The sequence below is a fragment of the Phormidesmis sp. 146-20 genome, from assembly GCF_052939475.1.
Window position 1 is genome coordinate 1 of the sequence record NZ_JBJPHT010000058.1, and the last position, 19248, is coordinate 19248.

20 protein-coding genes and 1 riboswitch are annotated in these 19248 nt (G+C 48.4%); of the genes, 8 read left to right on the forward strand and 12 right to left on the reverse strand.

The window, feature by feature from the left end; translation table 11 throughout:
• Window positions 1-85 precede the first annotated feature (85 nt).
• Entirely contained in the window at window positions 86-913 is an 828-nt protein-coding gene (locus tag ACKFKH_RS28700; RefSeq protein WP_446861782.1) for a creatininase, read from the forward strand.
• Here the strand turns inward: ACKFKH_RS28700 and ACKFKH_RS28705 are convergent.
• Window positions 858-1352 (reverse strand): GAF domain-containing protein, encoded by a 495-nt coding sequence (locus tag ACKFKH_RS28705; protein WP_446861783.1) that lies wholly within the window; start codon window positions 1350-1352, stop codon window positions 858-860. The two genes, ACKFKH_RS28700 and ACKFKH_RS28705, sit on opposite strands and share 56 nt — an antisense overlap.
• 14 nt (window positions 1353-1366) lie before the next feature.
• On the opposite strand from ACKFKH_RS28705, the gene ACKFKH_RS28710 reads away from it, so the two are divergent.
• Window positions 1367-2164, forward strand: coding sequence for an MBL fold metallo-hydrolase (locus tag ACKFKH_RS28710; RefSeq protein ID WP_446861784.1), 798 nt, complete (start codon window positions 1367-1369; stop codon window positions 2162-2164).
• Here ACKFKH_RS28710 and ACKFKH_RS28715 read toward each other — a convergent pair.
• The 3 genes from ACKFKH_RS28715 to ACKFKH_RS28725 form a co-directional block, all read right to left on the reverse strand.
• Window positions 2132-2887 carry an SDR family NAD(P)-dependent oxidoreductase gene (locus tag ACKFKH_RS28715; RefSeq protein ID WP_446861785.1) on the reverse strand — a complete coding sequence of 252 codons (756 nt, stop codon included), beginning with the start codon at window positions 2885-2887 and terminating at the stop codon, window positions 2132-2134. The genes ACKFKH_RS28710 and ACKFKH_RS28715 overlap by 33 nt on opposite strands.
• 172 nt (window positions 2888-3059) lie before the next feature.
• Entirely contained in the window at window positions 3060-4067 is a 1008-nt protein-coding gene (locus ACKFKH_RS28720) for an ABC transporter substrate-binding protein (RefSeq protein WP_446861786.1), read from the reverse strand.
• A gap of 100 nt (window positions 4068-4167) precedes the next feature.
• A riboswitch (guanidine-I (ykkC/yxkD leader) is annotated at window positions 4168-4272 on the reverse strand.
• Between the two features lie 249 nt (window positions 4273-4521).
• Window positions 4522-5340, reverse strand: a complete 819-nt coding sequence (locus tag ACKFKH_RS28725) for an ABC transporter ATP-binding protein (RefSeq protein ID WP_446861787.1) — start codon at window positions 5338-5340, stop codon at window positions 4522-4524.
• 354 nt (window positions 5341-5694) lie between these two features.
• Between ACKFKH_RS28725 and ACKFKH_RS28730 the strand changes: the two genes are divergently transcribed.
• The 5 genes from ACKFKH_RS28730 (at window position 5695) to pcrA (ending at window position 12214) form a co-directional block, all read left to right on the forward strand.
• A complete protein-coding gene (locus tag ACKFKH_RS28730; protein ID WP_446861788.1) occupies window positions 5695-6549 on the forward strand; it encodes an ABC transporter permease in 855 nt (284 codons plus the stop codon).
• 111 nt (window positions 6550-6660) lie between these two features.
• The gene (locus ACKFKH_RS28735; protein WP_446861789.1) at window positions 6661-6810 is read left to right on the forward strand and encodes a CHAT domain-containing protein; all 150 of its coding nucleotides are present in this window, start codon (window positions 6661-6663) and stop codon (window positions 6808-6810) included.
• Window positions 6811-6848: 38 nt separating this feature from the next.
• Window positions 6849-6917 (forward strand): hypothetical protein, encoded by a 69-nt coding sequence (locus tag ACKFKH_RS28740; protein WP_446861820.1) that lies wholly within the window; start codon window positions 6849-6851, stop codon window positions 6915-6917.
• 314 nt (window positions 6918-7231) lie between these two features.
• Window positions 7232-9763, forward strand: a complete 2532-nt coding sequence (locus tag ACKFKH_RS28745) for a DUF3656 domain-containing U32 family peptidase (protein ID WP_446861790.1) — start codon at window positions 7232-7234, stop codon at window positions 9761-9763.
• A gap of 105 nt (window positions 9764-9868) precedes the next feature.
• Window positions 9869-12214 carry a DNA helicase PcrA gene (gene pcrA / locus ACKFKH_RS28750; protein ID WP_446861791.1) on the forward strand — a complete coding sequence of 782 codons (2346 nt, stop codon included), beginning with the start codon at window positions 9869-9871 and terminating at the stop codon, window positions 12212-12214.
• Window positions 12215-12429: 215 nt separating this feature from the next.
• Here the strand turns inward: pcrA and ACKFKH_RS28755 are convergent, their stop codons facing one another.
• From ACKFKH_RS28755 to ilvN, 3 genes are all read right to left on the reverse strand, one after another.
• Window positions 12430-13179 carry a HEPN domain-containing protein gene (locus tag ACKFKH_RS28755; protein WP_446861792.1) on the reverse strand — a complete coding sequence of 250 codons (750 nt, stop codon included), beginning with the start codon at window positions 13177-13179 and terminating at the stop codon, window positions 12430-12432.
• A complete protein-coding gene (locus ACKFKH_RS28760; RefSeq protein ID WP_446861793.1) occupies window positions 13163-14233 on the reverse strand; it encodes a ParA family protein in 1071 nt (356 codons plus the stop codon). Before ACKFKH_RS28760 ends, ACKFKH_RS28755 begins: the two co-directional genes overlap by 17 nt.
• Before the next feature lie 203 nt (window positions 14234-14436).
• Window positions 14437-14955 (reverse strand): acetolactate synthase small subunit, encoded by a 519-nt coding sequence (ilvN, locus tag ACKFKH_RS28765; RefSeq protein WP_446861794.1) that lies wholly within the window; start codon window positions 14953-14955, stop codon window positions 14437-14439.
• Window positions 14956-15275: 320 nt separating this feature from the next.
• On the opposite strand from ilvN, the gene ACKFKH_RS28770 reads away from it, so the two are divergent.
• On the forward strand, window positions 15276-15650 hold the full coding sequence (locus ACKFKH_RS28770) for a phospholipid-binding protein (RefSeq protein ID WP_446861795.1): 375 nt from the start codon (window positions 15276-15278) through the stop codon (window positions 15648-15650).
• A 107-nt stretch (window positions 15651-15757) separates the two neighbouring features.
• Here ACKFKH_RS28770 and ACKFKH_RS28775 read toward each other — a convergent pair whose 3' ends face one another.
• The 5 genes from ACKFKH_RS28775 to ACKFKH_RS28795 form a co-directional block, all read right to left on the reverse strand.
• Window positions 15758-16360 carry a DUF6391 domain-containing protein gene (locus ACKFKH_RS28775; RefSeq protein ID WP_446861796.1) on the reverse strand — a complete coding sequence of 201 codons (603 nt, stop codon included), beginning with the start codon at window positions 16358-16360 and terminating at the stop codon, window positions 15758-15760.
• 120 nt (window positions 16361-16480) lie between these two features.
• Window positions 16481-17341 (reverse strand): hypothetical protein, encoded by an 861-nt coding sequence (locus ACKFKH_RS28780; protein WP_446861797.1) that lies wholly within the window; start codon window positions 17339-17341, stop codon window positions 16481-16483.
• 319 nt (window positions 17342-17660) lie between these two features.
• Window positions 17661-18278 (reverse strand): DUF938 domain-containing protein, encoded by a 618-nt coding sequence (locus ACKFKH_RS28785; RefSeq protein WP_446861798.1) that lies wholly within the window; start codon window positions 18276-18278, stop codon window positions 17661-17663.
• A gap of 64 nt (window positions 18279-18342) precedes the next feature.
• Window positions 18343-18744, reverse strand: a complete 402-nt coding sequence (locus ACKFKH_RS28790) for an HNH endonuclease (protein ID WP_446861799.1) — start codon at window positions 18742-18744, stop codon at window positions 18343-18345.
• An 89-nt stretch (window positions 18745-18833) separates the two neighbouring features.
• Window positions 18834-19235 (reverse strand): hypothetical protein, encoded by a 402-nt coding sequence (locus ACKFKH_RS28795; RefSeq protein ID WP_446861800.1) that lies wholly within the window; start codon window positions 19233-19235, stop codon window positions 18834-18836.
• Window positions 19236-19248 lie beyond the last annotated feature (13 nt).

A 19248-nucleotide genomic window follows, 5' to 3' on the forward strand; every position in this document is an offset into this window, starting at 1 on the left:
AAATGACCTCAAACCCAGGAGTAGTCTCGCTTGTAAATTCTCGGAAAGGTCTAATTGTTGTTAGGGTCATGATAGGAGCGGTTCTATGCATCCACTATTAATGAGTTCGCTTAGTTGGGTTGAGTATCGAGAACGGATTCAGACTAAAGTTCCGGTGTTTATTCCCTGTGGCGCACTCGAACAGCACGGCCCTCATTTGCCTTTAGGAACGGATGCTTTGTTGAGTACAGCGATCGCTCAAAGTGTAGCCGAACTTGTGAATGGGATTGTTGCTCCGACCTTTAGCTATGGCTACAAGTCTCAACCCAAATCAGGCGGCGGACAGCACTTTCCTGGCACAACTAGCTTAGATGGGAATACCTTGAGTCAGATGATTCGAGATGTGATTCGAGAGTTGGCGCGGCAGGGAGCAACTAGCCTGGTTGTCATTGATGGACACTATGAGAATCAATGGTTTTTGACAGAAGGAATTGACCTGGCGCTTCGAGATGTGGGCACTGCGCCGAGCCTAAAGGTCATGCGACTAGAATATTGGGACTTTTTGACCAAATTAACCTTAAGCCAGGTTTTTCCAGATGGCTTTCCTGGCTATGCGCTCGAACATGCGGCCGTAATAGAAACCTCGCTCATGTTGCACTACTATCCCAAGTTAGTTCGGTTGCACTTGATTCCAGACGACAAGCCCGCTGACTTTCCGCCCTATGATCTGTATCCACCAAAATTAGACTGGGTGCCGCCTTCGGGGGTATTGTCTTCCGCTAAGACTGCCAGCATCGAGAAAGGAACTCTCATGTCAGCCCAGATTGCTCAACAGATTGCAGCGGCGATCGCTCAAGAATTCCCACACTATCAACAGACTACCGAAGATACTGAACGACAAAGGTCGCCGATCGCTGTTGTACCAGGTGAATGAGGGCGCGATCGTGCTCACTCCATTTTCTAGGCTGCCCAAACACACAGGGTTCTAGAATGCCATAAAGCTCACCTTTGTAGTAAAGAGGTGCATGAATTAAGGCACGATGCCCAAAAGCTTCTCGCTCGTAAACCACATTCACCACGTCGGAACCTGCTGTTTCGATATCGTCTACAAACACCGCTTCTGGAGTGCGAAACGCCATCCCCATTAAAGGATCTTCTACAGCCTCTGCTTCAATAAATGTTGAGCCTGTCAGGTCGGCAAACGGTGAATGACGGCTGTAACAGTGAGTAACCGTTCCTTGGCTAGTTGCGGGATTGCGAAGATAAAGGAAACAGCGATCGCACTCTAATGCTTCACACAATGCTGGCATCAATGCAGTAAAGACTGCGTTAGGATCAGATCCAACCGTAAAAATAGTGTCTAAATCAATCATGAGAGGTGATGAGAATGGAAAACACTCAATTAGCTTGTGAACAATGGTTTTCGACTGAAAAGATCAATGATGGACTGTATCTGATTAGCGAACCGCACTACTACTGGTGGAATCGCGCTAATCTGTGGCTGATCAAAGGACGCGATCGAGATTTGCTGATTGACACCGGATTGGGCGTTTCTAGCTTACGCCAACATATTGCCTCCTTAATGGACAAACCGCTATTAGCGATCGCCTCTCACATTCACTTTGATCACGCTGGCGGAATGCACGAATTTGACCATCGAGCTATTCACGCTGCCGAAGCTGACGCACTCCGAACGGGTGACGATCATGAAGCGCTATGCAGCCCCGAACATGGATTTGTTTTGCAAGAACATTTCGATTTGCTGCCCCATCCTCAATTCACTGTAGAACAATACACGCTGCAAGCGACCGAACCGACTCAAATCCTACAGGAAGGCGACGTATTAGATCTGGGCGATCGAGCCTTTGAAGTACTGCATTTACCAGGGCATTCTCCGGGGTGTATTGGATTGTATGATCCGCAGCGTGATGAATTGTTCTCTGGCGATGTCATTTATGATGGCGATTTGTTAGATGAGCTTCATTGCAGTCATATTCCCACTTACATTACCAGCTATGAACGTTTACAAGCGCTTCCCATTCAAACCGTTTATCCAGGGCATTATCAGATCTTTGGTCAAGAGCGGTATCAGCAAATCATTGTCGAGTATCTAGAAGCCAGACGCAAGCCGGGTTGTCCGTCTGATCACCTCTCACAAAATTGTTTTTCCGCCATCCACGAGTAGCGTTGAGCCATGTAGCAATCGAGGCGCATCACTGGCCAAAAATAAAGCCACTTGAGCGATTTCGTCCGGCTGTCCTAGACGAGCGATCGGCATTCCTGCAATGCTGTCTTCTCTGGCTTTAGTTGGGTCAGCGTCTAGTTCAAATTCCTGATCCAACATTTGAGTGTCGATCGGGCCCGGACACAGTGCATTAATGCGAATATTATCGCGAGCATATTCCAGCGCCAAAGCACGAGTAAAAGACAACACGGCTCCCTTACTGGCGCAATAAGCAGAATACAAAGGTTGAGCGACTACAGCCAACTCAGAAGCCGTATTGATGATCACGCCTGCTTTTTGCTGCTGCATAATGGGGATCACCTGCCGACAAAGATAAAAAGTAGCCAAAAAGTTAACCGCCAAAATCTTTTCTAGCGTTGCTTGACTGACGGTTAAAAACGGCTCAACAACAGAGATTCCAGCATTGTTGTAGAGTACATCGACTCGCCCATAGGTTTGATGGCAGGCGGCGATCGTCTCTACGGCTCCCTGCTGCTCAGACAAATCGGCGGCAAAAAACTCAAACTTGAGAGAACTGAGTTCTTGAGCAAGCGATCGTCCTGCTTTAATATCAACATCGACTCCAAACACCGTCGCGCCTGCTTGTGCAAAAATTTGGGCAGCCGATCGTCCAATTCCAGACCCGACTCCTGTAATCACAACAACTTTTCGATCGAGTTTCATATAAAAATGATTGTATTGTTCAGCATTCAATATTGTGTTGTTGCACAGAGTCATCCGAGGTGATTGACTGACAAAAGTTCTAAAACCCTAATCTATTAGCAGTCACCGCCCAAAAAGTTTTGTCATCATTTGAGAGTGAAAATTTGATCTCCACTCTCAAACAATCTCAATTCTAGAGCGACTTTACAAGCGAATCATCATAGAGTGCTTTGACATCCAGCGGTTGCGACACCACCTTAAAATCGTAAGCAGCTTTAGCAACCAATTCAAAACTCTTGATCGCATTGTTAGGATGATCAGGATTGAACCCGATCGTCTTATTATCCTCAATGTCAAACAGCGTGATTCCTGTGAGTTGTTCGCGCAGTTCTTCGGGTTTGATTCCTAGCTTTTCGGCGGCGGCATTGATCGCATCCGCATCGCCCGCCTTCAGCAATTTGATTCCTTGATCGGCCGCTTTGAGAACTGAGAGCAATTCGGTTCTACGATTAGCAATCAAATTGGGACGGGTCACCAAAACATCCGCAATCAAATTCGTGCCTTTAGAGCTAAAAATTACTTCTCCACCGCCTTCTTTGGCTGCTTTAGTCAGAAACGGCTCATAAGTCACCGCCGCATCCACTCGTTTGGCGCTAAAGGCTGTCGCCGCATCGGCAGCAGGCATGTCTCTAATCGTAAAATCCTTTTCAGTCACACCGCCTTTGTCGAGATACGCCCGCAGCAGCACTTTCTGAAACAACACATCTTCACGAGCCAGCGTTTTACCCTTTAAGTCAGTAGGTGTTTTGATGCCACGTCCGAGAATGCCATCCGCCCCGTTGGAGTAATCACAGAGAAAAATAATTTTGAGGTTGGGATCTTTGCCAGTCATTTGAATCACATCCCCCGCCGTCAGCCACGCCAGATCAACCTTACCCGACAGAAACGCCGTAATTTGCTCTGTGTTGGATTGAAACAAAATGTCCTGAATTTTGAGGCCAGCTTGCTCATAAAAGCCTTTTTTCACCGCAACGTGATGCCCCGAATAGCCAGACCAGGGGTTAGTGGCGATCGTCAGCGTTTGGGGTTGAGCAGGATTGTTAGCTGCGTTGTTACTGGCAGATTGAGGAGAACACGCAACCGTCCACAATAGAGCGACCAATGCAAAGGCGATCAGTTTGATTGAGCGAAAATTAAACATTCGAGAATTCCTCGGAGAGCATAAAGTAAATCACAAAAGATACAGTTTTAGAAATCAAAAAACCCGAAAGAGGCGCAACAGACTCATCGCTGTTAATCGTCTCTCCCGGGCTTTTGTCCCGCCGTGTGGCTGTCTGCATGTCAAACAGTTTGCTTCTCTCGGACCAGACGCTGAACCTTCAACCGGAACCCTAGAAGCGATCAGTTTTGTGGGCAAAGATTACCTTAATCGGGCAATGTGTGACTCCTGGGTGCTGTGATCGATGTCACCATTTTCAACATGCGCCCGCCAGAAAAAAGTATTAAACATTACACTCTGCTAACATCCTGCTTTTAATGCAAGTTTAATCGAATCCTCCGCCAAGATTTTTCATCGATCGCCCCCAATTTATCCACCCAAACATTCGTTTCTTTAACCGCCGTCACAGGGTTAGCATTCTGTTAGTTGGGATGGTTTACTCGTCGCGAAGGGAATGTAAAATCTGACGTTTTACTTCCACAAATTCAGGCGACAGCTTCATATCTAAGTCGCGGTGTTCGGGCAAATTAACGGGCACTTCTAGCTTCATTCGTCCCGGACGCGCACTCATCACATAGACGCGCTGAGATAGAAAAATTGCTTCTTCGACATCGTGGGTGATCATCAAAACGGTGACGTGGGTTTGTTCCCAGAGTTCAAGTAAGAATTGCTGCATCTGCTCTTTGGTTTGAGCGTCTAGCGCCCCAAACGGCTCATCCATTAGCAATACGGCTGGCTCATTGGCTAATGCACGGGCGATCGCCACTCGCTGCTTCATACCACCCGACAATTGTTTGGGATAAGACTTGGAAAACTGGGTCAGCCCCACCACGTCTAGATAATATTCGATTCGCTCTCGCTGCTCGGTTTTGGGCATTTTACGAAGCTGCAACCCAAAAGCAATGTTTTGAGAAACGGTCAGCCACGGATAAAGCGTGTAGTTTTGAAAGACCATCCCGCGATCGGAGCCTGGGCCCGTCACTTCTCGCCCGTCTACCAGCACATGACCCGAAGAAGGACTGGCCAGCCCTGCCACAATGTTGAGCAATGTCGATTTGCCACACCCAGATGCCCCAACCAGACAGACAAACTCTCGCGCAAAAAGCTGAAAGTTAATATTCTCCAAAACTGTCAAAGCGCCGCTCTGAATCGCAAACGACTTGGACAAGTCACGAACCTCAAGCTTGGCAGGCATTGAAGTCAGGTCGGTGGCAGTCCGCTCACGCTGTAAGTCTTGCGATCGAGTATCGAGCATAGTGGAGCTTCCAGGAGTGGGCAACAACGTCGAATCTCTACTAGCTAACTAGATTGTGTGGTCTCAGAGTGTCAGTTTAGATACATAACCAATTACTCTGTTTAATAAAAACGAATAAATCTTTCCGGCAGGTGAGCGGCTGAAAACTTACGCAGGGACGTTAGAAATACTTGATTTTGCGATTTTACTCAGGTGCAAAAAGACGATCGAGTAGTCTTGAATACAAAAAAGCCTGAATGTCTCCCTAGACTAAAAGAGATGTCAGTGAATGTTGACGAAGGTTGACATTGCCGATCAGTGACAGAGCCAACGTTCTACCGCAAATCGTTGTATCACCTGTAAAGGACTATTTCTGTGGCTAATGCGAGTTTAGATTCATCTCCTGCACCCGATCGTCAATATCACTATCTCAAGCCTTCGGTCTTCTGGAGCATTCGGCAGGGCTTTTCGCGGCGATTGGCTGTGTTGATTGTCGCAGTTTCGATGGCGGTGCCGCTGTTATTGTGGTCGATCGTCAGCTATGCCAAGCTAGTTCCCCCGATGTTTTTGCCGACTCCGACGGCAGTGGTGCAAGCGGGAATTGAGATGTTTGCAAACAATGACCTGATGGCGGATGTGCTGGTCAGTTGTGGTCGAGTGTTGGCGGGCTTTTTGACAGCAGCGATCGTTGGGGTGCCGATGGGCATTGCGATGGGGACGTTCTACAGCATGAACAGTTTGTTTGCGCCGTTTGTGGGAACTGTGCGCTATATGCCCGTGACCGCCTTTGTGCCGTTGATTGTAATCTGGCTGGGGTTGGGTGAAGAATCAAAAATCTTGATCATTACATTAGGAGTTGTGTTGTACAACGCGATCATGGTTGCGGATGCGGTGAAGTTTATTCCCAGTGAGATGATCAATGTTGCCTATACGCTGGGTGCAACTCGACGCGATGTTTTGTTTAAGGTGATTGTTCCCGCGACTTTTCCGAGCGTGTTAGATACCTTGCGAGTGAATATTTCTGGCGCATGGAACTACCTCGTCATTGCCGAACTGGTCGCCGCTCAAACGGGCTTAGGATTTAGAATCATCCAGGCACAGCGGTTTCTGCAAACTGAGAAAGTTTTGTTCTGCATTCTACTGATCGGACTGATCGGACTGGCGATCGACTACGGCTTAAAATGGATTTCAACAATGCTCACGCCCTGGGCTGATCAAACTCGACATTGATCCAGTCAGAACATTGTTTCAACCTTGCTTTGATGCAGTTTTCTGATAAATACAACTTCAAAAGAGCGACCTAAGAAAGAATCGTGGTCTGTCGATCGCGACCTTCCATTTTTGATTGATCTGTCCGGACTGGCGGTGCGTTCTGGTGCCCGGAGTACCCTGGCAACATTGTGTTCTGTAAGCAATGACTCGACCGCAGATTTGATGGCTGAGTTTTATCGCGTTTTGACTCAGCAACATTTAAGACTCAGCAACATTTAAGTAGAGCAGAGATTCTCCGACAAGCTCAACTCATACTCCTGAAAACCCCACAGTACGCCCATCCTTTCTATTGGGCCCCGTTTATCCTGGTTGGCAACTGGCTTTAAGTTGACGTGTTGCCTATTAATAATCGTCCTGATCATCGAACGTGAAGTCGATGGAGTTTTCTCGCTTCGTTGTTCAGCACTTCTGCCCCCCAAGCTGCCAATTTTGGGAGACTTTGAGACAATATTTCTCGTTCAAAGTCCCTCACTTGTGGGGGATTTAGGGGGCGAGAGGATTCAGCTTCGACGGACAGATTCATATTCTGATTCAGCAACGCCCGAATTTCTTCTGATCCATCTTTTGTTCTTCTCTTTTGGCTTCTAACTCTGATTCCCCACGGCCGCTATCATGAATAAGCCCCTGCTTTCTCCTTGTCATGTACACCGCTCCCAACCCAGCTTCTAATTCGCATCAGTCAACCCTGCATCGACCTGAACTGCTCGCCCCTGCTGGACATTGGGACTGTGCCAAGGCGGCCGTCGAGAATGGAGCCGACGCGATTTATTTTGGGCTAGAGCGATTTAACGCCCGCATGAGAGCCGAAAACTTTAGTGAGGCGGATTTGCCCGATTTAATGGAATTTTTGCACATTCGCGGGGTCAAGGGCTATGTGACGCTAAATACGCTGATTTTTCCTCAAGAATTGGTCGAGGCAGAGCAGTATCTTCGCACCATTATTGCGGCTGGAGTCGATGCGGCGATCGTGCAGGATGTGGGCATTTGTCGGCTGATTCGGCACCTTTCGCCCGATTTTCCGATTCACGCTTCGACGCAGATGACGATTACCAGTGCCGCAGGGGTTGAGTTTGCGGAGTCGATCGGTGCTCAGTTGGTGGTGTTGGCGCGAGAATGTTCGCTGAAAGAGATTCACAAAATTCAGCATCAGATCACTCAACAAAAATCCCTGCCGCTCGAAGTGTTTGTACATGGGGCGCTCTGTGTGGCGTATTCAGGGCAATGTTTGACCAGTGAATCGCTGGGTGGACGCTCTGCCAATCGAGGGGAATGCGCTCAGGCTTGCCGAATGCCTTATGAGTTGCTTTCAGATGGCAGAGTTGTCGAGTTGGGCGATCGCAAGTATCTTCTCAGTCCCCAGGATCTCGCCGGACTAGACGTATTACCAGAACTCGTCAAAACCGGAGTCACTAGCCTCAAAATCGAAGGTCGCCTCAAGTCTCCAGAATATGTCGCCAACGTCACCCGCGTCTATCGTCAGGCTCTCGATCGCGTCATGCAATCCCTACAACCCGACGCAAACTTACTCCCCCCCACACCCCACACCCCACACCCCACACCCGATCGCTACAACTTAGAAATGGCCTTCTCTCGTGGCCTCTCTACAGGTTGGTTTGAAGGCATCAACAATCAAGAATTAGTCCATGCAAGATTTGGCAAAAAGCGCGGCGTGTACTTGGGCGAAGTTACTCAGATTCGGGGGGAGCAGGTCACGATCCAATTAGAAGCGCCCGTTAAGCCAGGAGACGGCATCGTGTTTGACAGTGGGCACCCCGAAGCTGCCGAACAAGGCGGACGAGTTTACACTGTTGATTTATACGATCGAGAAGCCGTTCTCTCATTTGGACGATCGGCGTTAAATCTGCGAAAAATCCACCTCGGCGATCGCGTCTGGAAAACCAGTGACCCAGAACTCGATCGACAGGTCAGACAAAGTTTCACAGGCGAACATCCCCAATTTCAGCGTCCGATTTCCTTAGAAGTTCATGGCGCAGTGGGGCAAAAATTGATTGCGATCGCGCGTGATTTGTCCGGCAATCTTGTCCAGGTTGAGTCCGAGATGGCGTTAGTCGAAGCGCACAGCAAACCGTTGACGAGCGATCGCTTACAAGAACAGCTAGGACGATTAGGAAACACGCCCTTTTTGTTAGAAACGCTCACCAATTTTGTGCAGGGTTCCGTGATGCTACCCGTCAGCGAACTCAACCGTCTGCGGCGAGAAATCGTTACTCAGCTAGAAACACTCCGCGCCCAACCCAAACGCTGGCAACTTCACCCCACCGCTACGCTCAAAACGCTGCTGCCTGTCGTCTCTCAGAGGCCCATTTCTACCTCAGCTAATCTAATCGTTCTGGTTCGCAATTTAGACCAACTTCAGGCAGCCCTCTCAGCTAACATTCAGACCCTCTACTGCGAATTTGAAGACCCTCGCAACTACCGCCAAGCCGTCCAGTTAGTTCGTCACGCCTCACGCACGCCTCACGCCTCACAGATCTTCGTCGCCCCTCCTCGCATTACCAAACCGGGCGAAACCTGGATTTTGCAGCAGGTTCGGGCGAGTGAGGCAGACGGATATTTAGCCAGAAATTACGATCATCTGAAGTTTTTTGAACAGGATAACTGTATCGGAGATTTCTCATTAAATGTGGTAAATCCACTCACCGCAGATCACTTTATCCAACGCGGACTACAACGCCTGACGGCATCTTACGATCTCAACATTGCTCAACTTCAAGCATTGCTAAAAAGCTGTCCGCCGGAATGGTTTGAGGTCACGCTACACCAACACATGCCGATGTTTCATATGGAACACTGCGTCTTCTGTGCCTTTCTGTCAGAAGGAACGGATTATACAAACTGTGGGCGACCCTGCGAAGAACACGAAGTCAAACTACGCGATCGCATTGGTACAGAACATATTCTCAAAGCCGACTCAGGCTGCCGAAACACCGTTTTTAATGGGAAAGCCCAAACTGGAGCCGAATATTTTCAACACTTGCGAGAATGGGGCGTTCAACACTTCCGCATCGAGTTTGTGAACGAAACGCCCAGCCAGGTGATCGAGACCATCGATCGCTACCGTCAACTCCTCGAAGGCAAAATCAACGGCTCCCAACTCTGGCGCGACCTAAACCTACACAACCAACTAGGCGTAACACGAGGCACCTTCTAACAAAATTCTCCTCCCTCCTCCCTCCTCCCTCCTCCCTCTTCCCTCCCTCCTCACCCCCAAGATGCGATAGGCTTGAAACAGAGACCGTTTCCCCTTGATCCTGCCATGACGCAACCTACTGATTTTCTCAGTCACCTCAACCCTTCACAGCGCCAAGCGGTCGAACATCACTGCGGGCCGCTTTTGGTGATTGCAGGGGCGGGATCTGGCAAAACGCGCGCCTTGACCTATCGGATTGCCAATCTCGTCCTGACTCATAAGGTTGACCCAGAGAATATTTTGGCCGTCACCTTTACCAACAAAGCCGCCAAAGAAATGAAGGAGCGGATCGAGAAACTGTTTGCCGATCGCCAGGCCCACGCCGATTTTGGTAAGCCCCTCGAAGCCCTTCCCGCTCATCAACAAACCAGTCTGCGATCAAAGGTGTATAAAAACATCATCAAAGACTTGTGGATTGGGACGTTTCACGCGCTTTGTTCACGAATTTTGCGCTTTGATATCGAGAAATTTCAGGACGAGAAAGGACGCAAATGGACAAAGAGCTTTTCGATTTTTGATGAATCAGATGCTCAAAGTCTGGTCAAAGATATCATCATCAATCAATTGAATTTGGATGACAAAAAGTTTGACCCGCGATCGGTAAGATTTGCGATTAGCAACGCTAAAAACAAAGGTTGGTCACCGCAAGATCTAGAGCAAGAACAACCCAACTTTAAAGGACGGGTGATTGCGAATGTCTACAGCATGTATCAAGACAAGTTAGCCGAAAATAATGCATTAGACTTTGACGATTTAATCCTGATTCCGGTGAAATTGCTTCGCCAAAACGAACAGATTCGCGCATACTGGCACAAACGCTTTCGACACATTCTCGTTGATGAATATCAGGATACTAATCAGACTCAGTATGATTTGGTTCAGCTATTAGCTACGAATGGAGAAGCCGCCCGATCGTTTGAAGACTGGAACTATCGATCGATCTTCGTAGTAGGGGATGCAGACCAGTCGATCTACTCGTTTAGAATGGCTGACTTCAAGATTCTCATGGGGTTTCAGCAAGATTTTGGCGATCGCTTGCCCGACGACGATACGCGCACGATGGTCAAGCTAGAGGAAAACTATCGATCCACTGAGAACATTCTGCAACTGGCCAATCACCTGATCGAAAACAACACCGAACGCATCGACAAAGTATTAAAACCAACTCGTGGAGAAGGCGAATCTGTCTATTGTCACCGTTCTGACGACGAGGTTGCCGAAGCCGAATTTGTGGTACAGCAGATTCAAAAATTAGAGCGCCAAAACCCCGAATTGCACTGGGGCAAATTTGCCATTCTCTATCGCACCAACGCCCAATCTCGCGCCCTTGAGGAATCACTGGTACGATCGCGCGTTCCCTACAAGGTAGTCGGCGGTCTGCGATTCTACGATCGCAAAGAGATTAAAGATGTACTGGGCTATTTGAGAGCGATCGTCAATCCTTCTGACACCATGAGCTTACTGCGGGTGATCAATACGCCAAGACGGGGAGTGGGTAAAGCGTCGATCGATGCTCTGCAAAAAGCCTCTATAGAATTAGCGATTCCGCTCTGGGAAATTCTCATTGATGAAACGTCGGTCAAAACCCTGGCAGGGCGCGCTTCTAAAGGGGTCATCAGCTTTGCTCAAACTATTCAAAAATATCAAGAGCAGCTAGAAACTGCCTCCGCGTCTGAAATTGTCCAGGGCATTCTCGAAGATTCTGGCTATGTGCAGGACTTAAAATCTCAGGGCACCGACGAAGCCGAAGAACGCTTTCAAAACGTCCAGGAGCTTTACAATGCCGTTCTGCAATTTGAAGAAGAAAACGAAGACAACAATTCTCTGACGGCTTTTCTGCAAAACGCCGCCCTGCAATCCGATCTAGACGACAAACAAGACGAATCGACCAAAGTGTCTCTGATGACGCTGCACTCGTCTAAGGGATTAGAATTTCCCGTTGTCTTTTTGGTGGGCTTAGAGCAAGGGTTGTTTCCGAGCTTTCGATCGCTCGACGACCCTTCTGCCCTCGAAGAAGAACGTCGCCTCTGTTATGTGGGCATCACTCGCGCCCAAGAGCGCCTCTTCATCACCTACGCCCGCGAACGTCGTTTGTATGGAAATCGCGAAATTGCCAGCCCGTCTGTCTTTTTGTCAGAATTGCCCAAAGATCTGATGGAAACCAATGTCGGAGCCGGACTGCCAACTCGCTGGACAAAGCCGATCTCGCAAAAAGTGCCAGAATCTAACTTTGCGGGCACCGTTTCAACCAATTGGAAGGTAGGCGATCGACTAATTCACCGCATGTTTGGCGCAGGTGAAATCACACATGTCTTCTCCTCTGGCAAAAAAGTCACGCTGGCGATCCGCTTTCCCGATGGCGGACAAAAGATCATCGATCCCCGACTCACCCCCCTTCAGCGCGTCGAATAAGCCAGAAGCGCCTCTTGAATCCCCTTTAGACAAAGAACTTTTGATCAGGATTGTCCAAAAGCACCCCAGAATTGGCAGCTTGGGGAGCACAAGTCTGAACAACGCAGCAGGAGAACGATTGAGTTCAGCGGCCGCTGGCAACCTTTGCATCCAACCAATAACTTTTATTCCGCCGCTGCAACGATTTGTTAGCTGGTTTATGCCATATGCCATTTCTACAGCACTTGATGAATGCTCTCAACAAGCATCTCAATAAAGTCAACAGCATTACCGACAAGCAACTCATCAATATTCCATCGACTGCCGATATTAAAAGTTGGATCTATGTCGGCTTCATGAGCAATTTTGTTTCTTCGATCAACAATCGAATTTAGTTGCTGCTTAATATCTTTTGAGGGTTTAGTCATCTGGACAGCTACTTCATCCCACAACTTCTTATCGGAAATGTATCTGATTGCCTCAGCAATTTTGTCTGCTTGTTGAAAGCTCTGATATCCTAAACGCTCACGAATCTCACCCTCTAACCAAGATGCACTATTGAGCCTATTCACAAGGCTATTCGATATTGTGGGAATCAAGGTTGAAACTGTGTAAGATTGCTGGAGGAATGTATAACCTTGAGTTTGCTGGATTTCATTTTCAAGCCAAGAGGCAATATCGATCGCTGTTAGCCGATCTTGTCGCGCACTACCCAACGACACTTGAAAACGGGAGAATGCTGATTGGGTTGTGTTTGCTGAAGGGACTGGCTCAGAACGTTGTCCTCGATGGATCTCTAGCATTCCCAATGTCACAACTTCATGTACGTAATAATCCAATGCACTCACAGCAAGAACCAGCGCAGCACGCAACATATCTGACACGTCAAGCGCACCCGTAGCTTGAGCTCTGACAGAATTATGAAGTGCAATTAGGTCTCGGACGCGACCAATGCTGATGCGAAATTGGTCAAGTGCTGACTGCATACACGGAGCTTTCGGAACTTAGTGCAATAATTTTGTCTGCCAAATCTGAAAAAGTTTGCCTGAACTCTTCCTGTTTCTGTTGATTTGCCCTTAGAACAATTCCTGTTTGTCCCAACTGCTGAGGGCTTAATGCATAAACTGGGGTTCGATGTTCCTGGGATAGAGCAATCAGACTATTAAAGTTTGAAATTTTTGCAAGAGAAAAGCTACCTTGAATTCCCTGATTCTTGTAAATCTGATTCGGTAGCATCATATTGCTTTGGTTCAAGATTGGAATCAACTTATTAGAAACGGCTTCCTCAATTTTTCTAATCCAGGTTTGAAACGCAGCAGTTTCCTTACCTCGGATAATTCGATAGTTTTGAACGATTATTCCTAAGAAACGCAGATTAACATCAGGAAAAGGATAATTAGCCTCTCTTAGAATTTGAAGTGAACTTGCTGACTTAGCCCACGCATACCATCTCGGCAGTACCTTAGCCAAAGAATCGATCGCCATTACAGAGAAAAAGTCGGCAGTGGTAGGTACTAAGAAAAAGTCACTGATCATTAGCAAATTCTGGTTAATTGAGCCTAAGCTGGGACTCATATCAATCAAAATATAGTCTGCATTAAACTTAGCTGCTGTTTTCTCGAGTAAATCATTGATAGAACCTGGTAAGTTCTTAAGCGCTTGAATTGAACCACTTAGCTCTTGAGCGATGCCTAGTGTTACTTCATACTCAGCAAAACCGACATGACCAGGCAATAGAAATAAATTATCTTGACCTTGTACTGGGATACAATCAACTGCTTCAATAGCTCTTGGCTGTGACTCAAATGCAGGAGCCAATCCTGTCTTTATGTTTGAAGTTGTATTGTAGATTTCTTGGATTCTCGCCTCGTCATCTTCAGTTTCCTCTCCCAAAGCCATGCCTGTGAGATTGCATTGCGGGTCGCTGTCCACAAGAATTACTCTTTTCCCTTTTGAGGCGAGCATCCAGCCCAAGTTGAAGGTGGTCGTAGTCTTGCTAACTCCGCCCTTGTGGTTAAATAAGGCAATTTTTTGAACCATTGCACCAAGCCTTCTTGTAAATATCGAGATCTCTAGCAGCTCGAAACAGAACTCAAAAGGTGAGGTTACTCCTACCCTCTAGTCTTAAGTGTAGCTTGAAGCTTTCTGAGCAAAACCTACGTCCCAAAGAGCTTGGTGTTTAACCGACAATCCTAGAACTACGTCAGCACACCTAACGCAGCCAGCTAACTGGGTTTGATCCGTTAAACTTTCGCTTCGAGAGACTTGAGAAACTCAGTGTTAACGCCTGATTCACGAGTCAGTGCAATCTTTCCCGTTCGGGCAATTTCTCGAATCCCAAACTTATTGAGTACCTGCACGATCGCCACCATCTTCCCCGGATCGCCCACCACTTCGAGCGTCAGAGAATCTTCGGACACATCTACCACTCTGGCTCTAAAGATCTGCGCCAACTCAACGATCTCCGATCGATTGTTGCTCCCCGCATTCACCTTAAGCAGCATCAACTCCCGCTCGACACAAGGCACCTCAGTAATATCTTGCACCTTGATCACGTTGATCAGTTTGTAGAGTTGCTTTGTCAGTTGCTCAATGCTGGAATCATCTCCCGGCACGACCATCGTAATGCGCGATACGCCCATCTGTTCTGCGGGGCCGACCGCTAGACTTTCGATGTTAAATCCCCGACGGGCAAACAGCCCTGCAATCCGAGTCAAAACTCCGGCTTCATCCTCAACCAGAACAGAAAGGGTGTGCTTCATTGCCTTGGAAAAAATGCTGTGATGGGTTAAGGCTTGATTGAAGCCAGAATACCTCGACCGGAATCTCTGCCATCCTTCAGCAGAAATTGAGCTTCAAGCAGCCATTAATCTATCCTATCGTGCGGAGGAGCGATCGCAACCAAATCTGACCGCCAACCCCCACAAGAATCTGCTCAAACTTCAAGAAATCTCCGCAGTATGTTTTCAAAAACACTTTGCTTTTTGACAGACTCAGTATTATTCTCTCTATAGATGGATGCGTTTTCACGGGCTACCCGGTCTAATCAATCTCTGTAAGTTGAATTGGAGCAAGCGTTTTTATGGGATGGTTACAAAGACTGTTTGGACAAGAAAAGCCAAAAAATCCTGAGCAAGCCGTGAGTGGGCAACCCGTTCCACAGGCCCCGACGAATGCCCCCGGAGACACCACCGTCGCTGCCGAAACAATTCCCCCTGAGCGAGTCGGACTCAACGGTGAATATGACCAGAGTGGTCTTGCCAAGCGAGTGGCTTTAGCCTTTGATCAAGACCCAATGGTGGCAGATGTGGATCACGTTTATGTGGCTCAACTGGGCACAACGGTTGTCTTGAAGGGTCAAGCCCCCAGCCAAGAAATTCTCAATAAGTTGGTTGAGATCGCTAACAATGTCAACGGAGCCAGCGCGGTCGATGCGGCTCAAGTCCAGGTTGGTTAGTCTTTGCAAATTTTTGCTGATGGTAGCCTACAAAAGTGGGCTACTTTTTTATTGAGGTTTTTTATTGAGGTTTTTATTGAATTACTTTGTCCTTCGACTCGACTTTTCTACTCGACCCAATGCACTTGCACAAAGTGAGCAGGACGACCCCAATAATCTTGCACGACGCTGATGCTCTGCACCGTCAAATTAAAAGGAATCGCTGTCGTCACATATTGCTGTACAAATCGCCCCAGCTCAGGAGTCAACTGTGCGGCAGTCGTGGCAGCTAACCCTAACCCCAAAATCTGCTCGATCGGCCCCCGTGGCAACAGTGCCGAAACGCCCAACGTTAACCCTGCCGTCAGTACCATCCCTACTGAGATATTTGTGCCACAGCGCGGATGGACGGCCAAATCCCATTCGCCCTGAGTAATACGTCTCAAGGCCTGACTCACCGCCCGACTGACATCCGCCGTTTTGACTTGACCATAGAGGTAAAAGCCGCGATCGGTAGACAGTCCTCCCAGCGCATCCCCCTCTGACGTTGATCCACTGCTCAAGATCCAAACCGTGGCGTGCTCTAAGGCATGAACCTGTCGCAGGGTTAAAAGATCCTTCAGCCCTGGAATAAACCCAATTTGATGGATCAGGTCAGCGTCCTGGGTTGGCTGAGGTGTGGGAAGTACAGTAGTCCAAAAGTCGGGAGATGGGTTGATTGTTGTAGTCATCGCAGCACACTCCGTAGTCAGCAGACTGTAGAGGTCAAATTATGATTTAACTCTAGCGTCTGCTTTCTCAAAATGGCTGAGTGTTGCAAATTGTAAGTTAGCGTGGTCTATATCGGCTGATTAACCAAAGTTGCGAGGAACGACCCCTTGCGGGTAACTCGGAGAGAGCGCCGTGGGTGTGCCAGCCGGACTCGATTTTTCGCCAACCCCTCTGGAAACTTCGATACCGTTTTGCTCCAGAATGACGATCGGATCTGACCCAGCATTCACCTCGATTCGCTTCACCAAGATTTGACCATTAGAAAGGCGCTGTCCGGCGCTAACATAACGGCTGGTGGACTCGTTGGGCGCTTTGACGATCGCTTGGGCAGTTCCACCGACGACGACCACGCCGCTCACTTCGACGGCTCTGGCTAACGTTGGCTCTGGCAGCGGCGGTAAAGCGCTAATGGTCGGAACGCTAGGTCGCAGACCAGGCGCAGAGGGGGTGCCTTGAGGAACGGCTCTGGTCGCAGGATTGGCTGCCGTTCTCCGGTCAGACCCTCCTTGCGGAGAACGAGAAGAATCAGGAAGCTGGGGCTGTCGGGCTGTCTCGGTGCCTGCGTTGCCTCTCTCAGAAGGGCTTATGCCGCCAGACGTTCCGGCAGGAGTTCTCAATGTAATTAAGGGAGGCAGGCTGGCAAAGGGATCGTTCTGAGTTCTTCTAACGTTGATGCCTGCTTGAACTTGGCGGGCCCGCTCTTCTGGGTCAGTAGACTGAAGCAACCCCGGAACTCGACTGTTGGCAATCTGCCCTTTCTTAGCGGCGTTTTTCTCAGCCACCAGAGGTTTTGCAAAGCCTTGAGTAGCGGTTGGGCTTTGGGTGGCCTCTGCGGCGGGAGAAGGACTTGCTTCGGGCGTGCTGGCAGTGTCTTCAGAGCCGCAGCCACCTACCCAGAGCGCCAATATTCCTGCACATGCAATCAGTAAAGGTCTACGCATTTCCTCTCCCCAAAAACTCCATTTCAAGATAGCGTCGCGTCCTCTGTCTAAGTTGAATCTTTTGAGAAGAATCTGTGTAGGCAACCAACTCAGGCGCTTGCAGATTCAGATAATCAAAGCTTTTGAATCAATCTTAAATGAGTGAATTCTGGAAACTTTGAAACTCGTTAAAACTTCTTAAATTTGAGGTTAGCTTTCTAGATGAATTAAGTATGCCCTAAATTTAAAGCGATCGATTAATTTATTTTGCAAGCAAAGCGATCGCAATCCTTGAAGGAAGTCCCAAATTCAGTTAGGCGCTGCGTAAAGTTGATTTCATTTAACTGCTGGATGTCTGAAAAATCACAGACAAATTATTGGCGGGCATGGGTACAACATTGACTAAATGTAACTGTTGAGATTGGGCAACGGACACAACTTCTTCTAAATCTCGAACTCCCCATTCAGGATTTTGCGATCGGAGGCTTTGATCAAATGCGGCATTGCTGGGGGCGATGTGACGGCCATTTTGTTTGAAGGGGCCATATAGGTAGAGAACTCCGCCGGGTGGAAGCGTTCGTTTGGCTCCATCCAATAAACCCAGACAGGCTGACCAGGGGGCGATGTGAATCATGTTGATGTTGACGACCGCGGTAATCGGTTCTTGACGTTGCTCAACGATCCAGATGGGGTCTCGCACATCTAGCGCGATCGGGGGATACAAATTGTCGGCGGGCTGATGGGTTTGCCAGGCGGCGATGCTGTTGCGGGCGAGCGGGTTGGGGTCAGAGGGTTGCCAGTGGCGGGGGGCGAGGCGGGGAGCAAAAAAGACGGCGTGTTCTCCAGTGCCGCTAGAAATTTCTAACACGGTGCCCGTGGGCGGCAAAACTTGTAAAAGCACGTCTAAAATGGCTTCTCGGTTGCGTTCTGTGGCGGGTGCGTACTGGCGATCGTCCATTGCTTACAGTTCTTAATTATTCTGAAATTATCTGTACAGTGCCCGTGTTACCAAACTCAAAAGACTAAGGAAATAGGTCGAGTCGGCTCCATAGTCGGCGTGCACCCAGTTGTGTTTGATTGTTGAAGTCCAAACAATCCACAGTAGCTCTTCCGATCGAAGTTATGCCTAAAATTCTGCTGGACTCGGCTTCTGCCTGAAAATGCTCATTCCATTGGTCAATTCTTGGATTGAACAAGCGCATTTCAGTCTCAGATTCAGGATCTTTACTGTTGATACGCATTCCTTTACGAAGATTACAGGATCGACAAGCGAGGGCCAAGTTCGATTCTGCATCTGCACCACCCCGACAGACAGGAATAATGTGCTCAACTTCAAAGGGAAAGTTGAAGACGAGTTCGGGAGCATGGCAGTATTCACAGCGATGAGCTGCACGATCGGCGATCAGTATATAAAAAGGATTCATTCGATGACTTGCTGCAAAATTCCTTCCGATCGTGCCGTTGCTGCTTTCAATTCAGTCTCCACTAAGCAAGCTAGGTATATAAAAAGGATTCATTCAATGATTTGCTGCAAAATTCCTTCCGATCGTGCCGTTGCTGCTTTTAACTCAGCTTCTACTAAGCGGTCTAGCTCTATTTGTTGGGCTGGGGAGAGGGATTGTCCGCTATCTCGTGCAGTTCGCCAGAGGTTCATTAACTCAGACAGGCGTTCTTGCTGCTTGGCACCAAAAAGATTGTCAGGAGAAAAGCTCTGAATCACCAGAAGTGCGCTGAATTCTTCGTTCTCTAACTGGACTGTCAGCCCATCCAAGGCCTCACCCACAGTTTTGCCGATGGAACGTTTGTCTCCGGCGATCGCTTCATAGATTCGCTCACCATTAATGTCGGAAATTGGCAAGATAGCAACAGTCGTCATGTCTTTACCCACTTCTGGAATCAAAGATAATTCACTCAATTCACGCTATTTA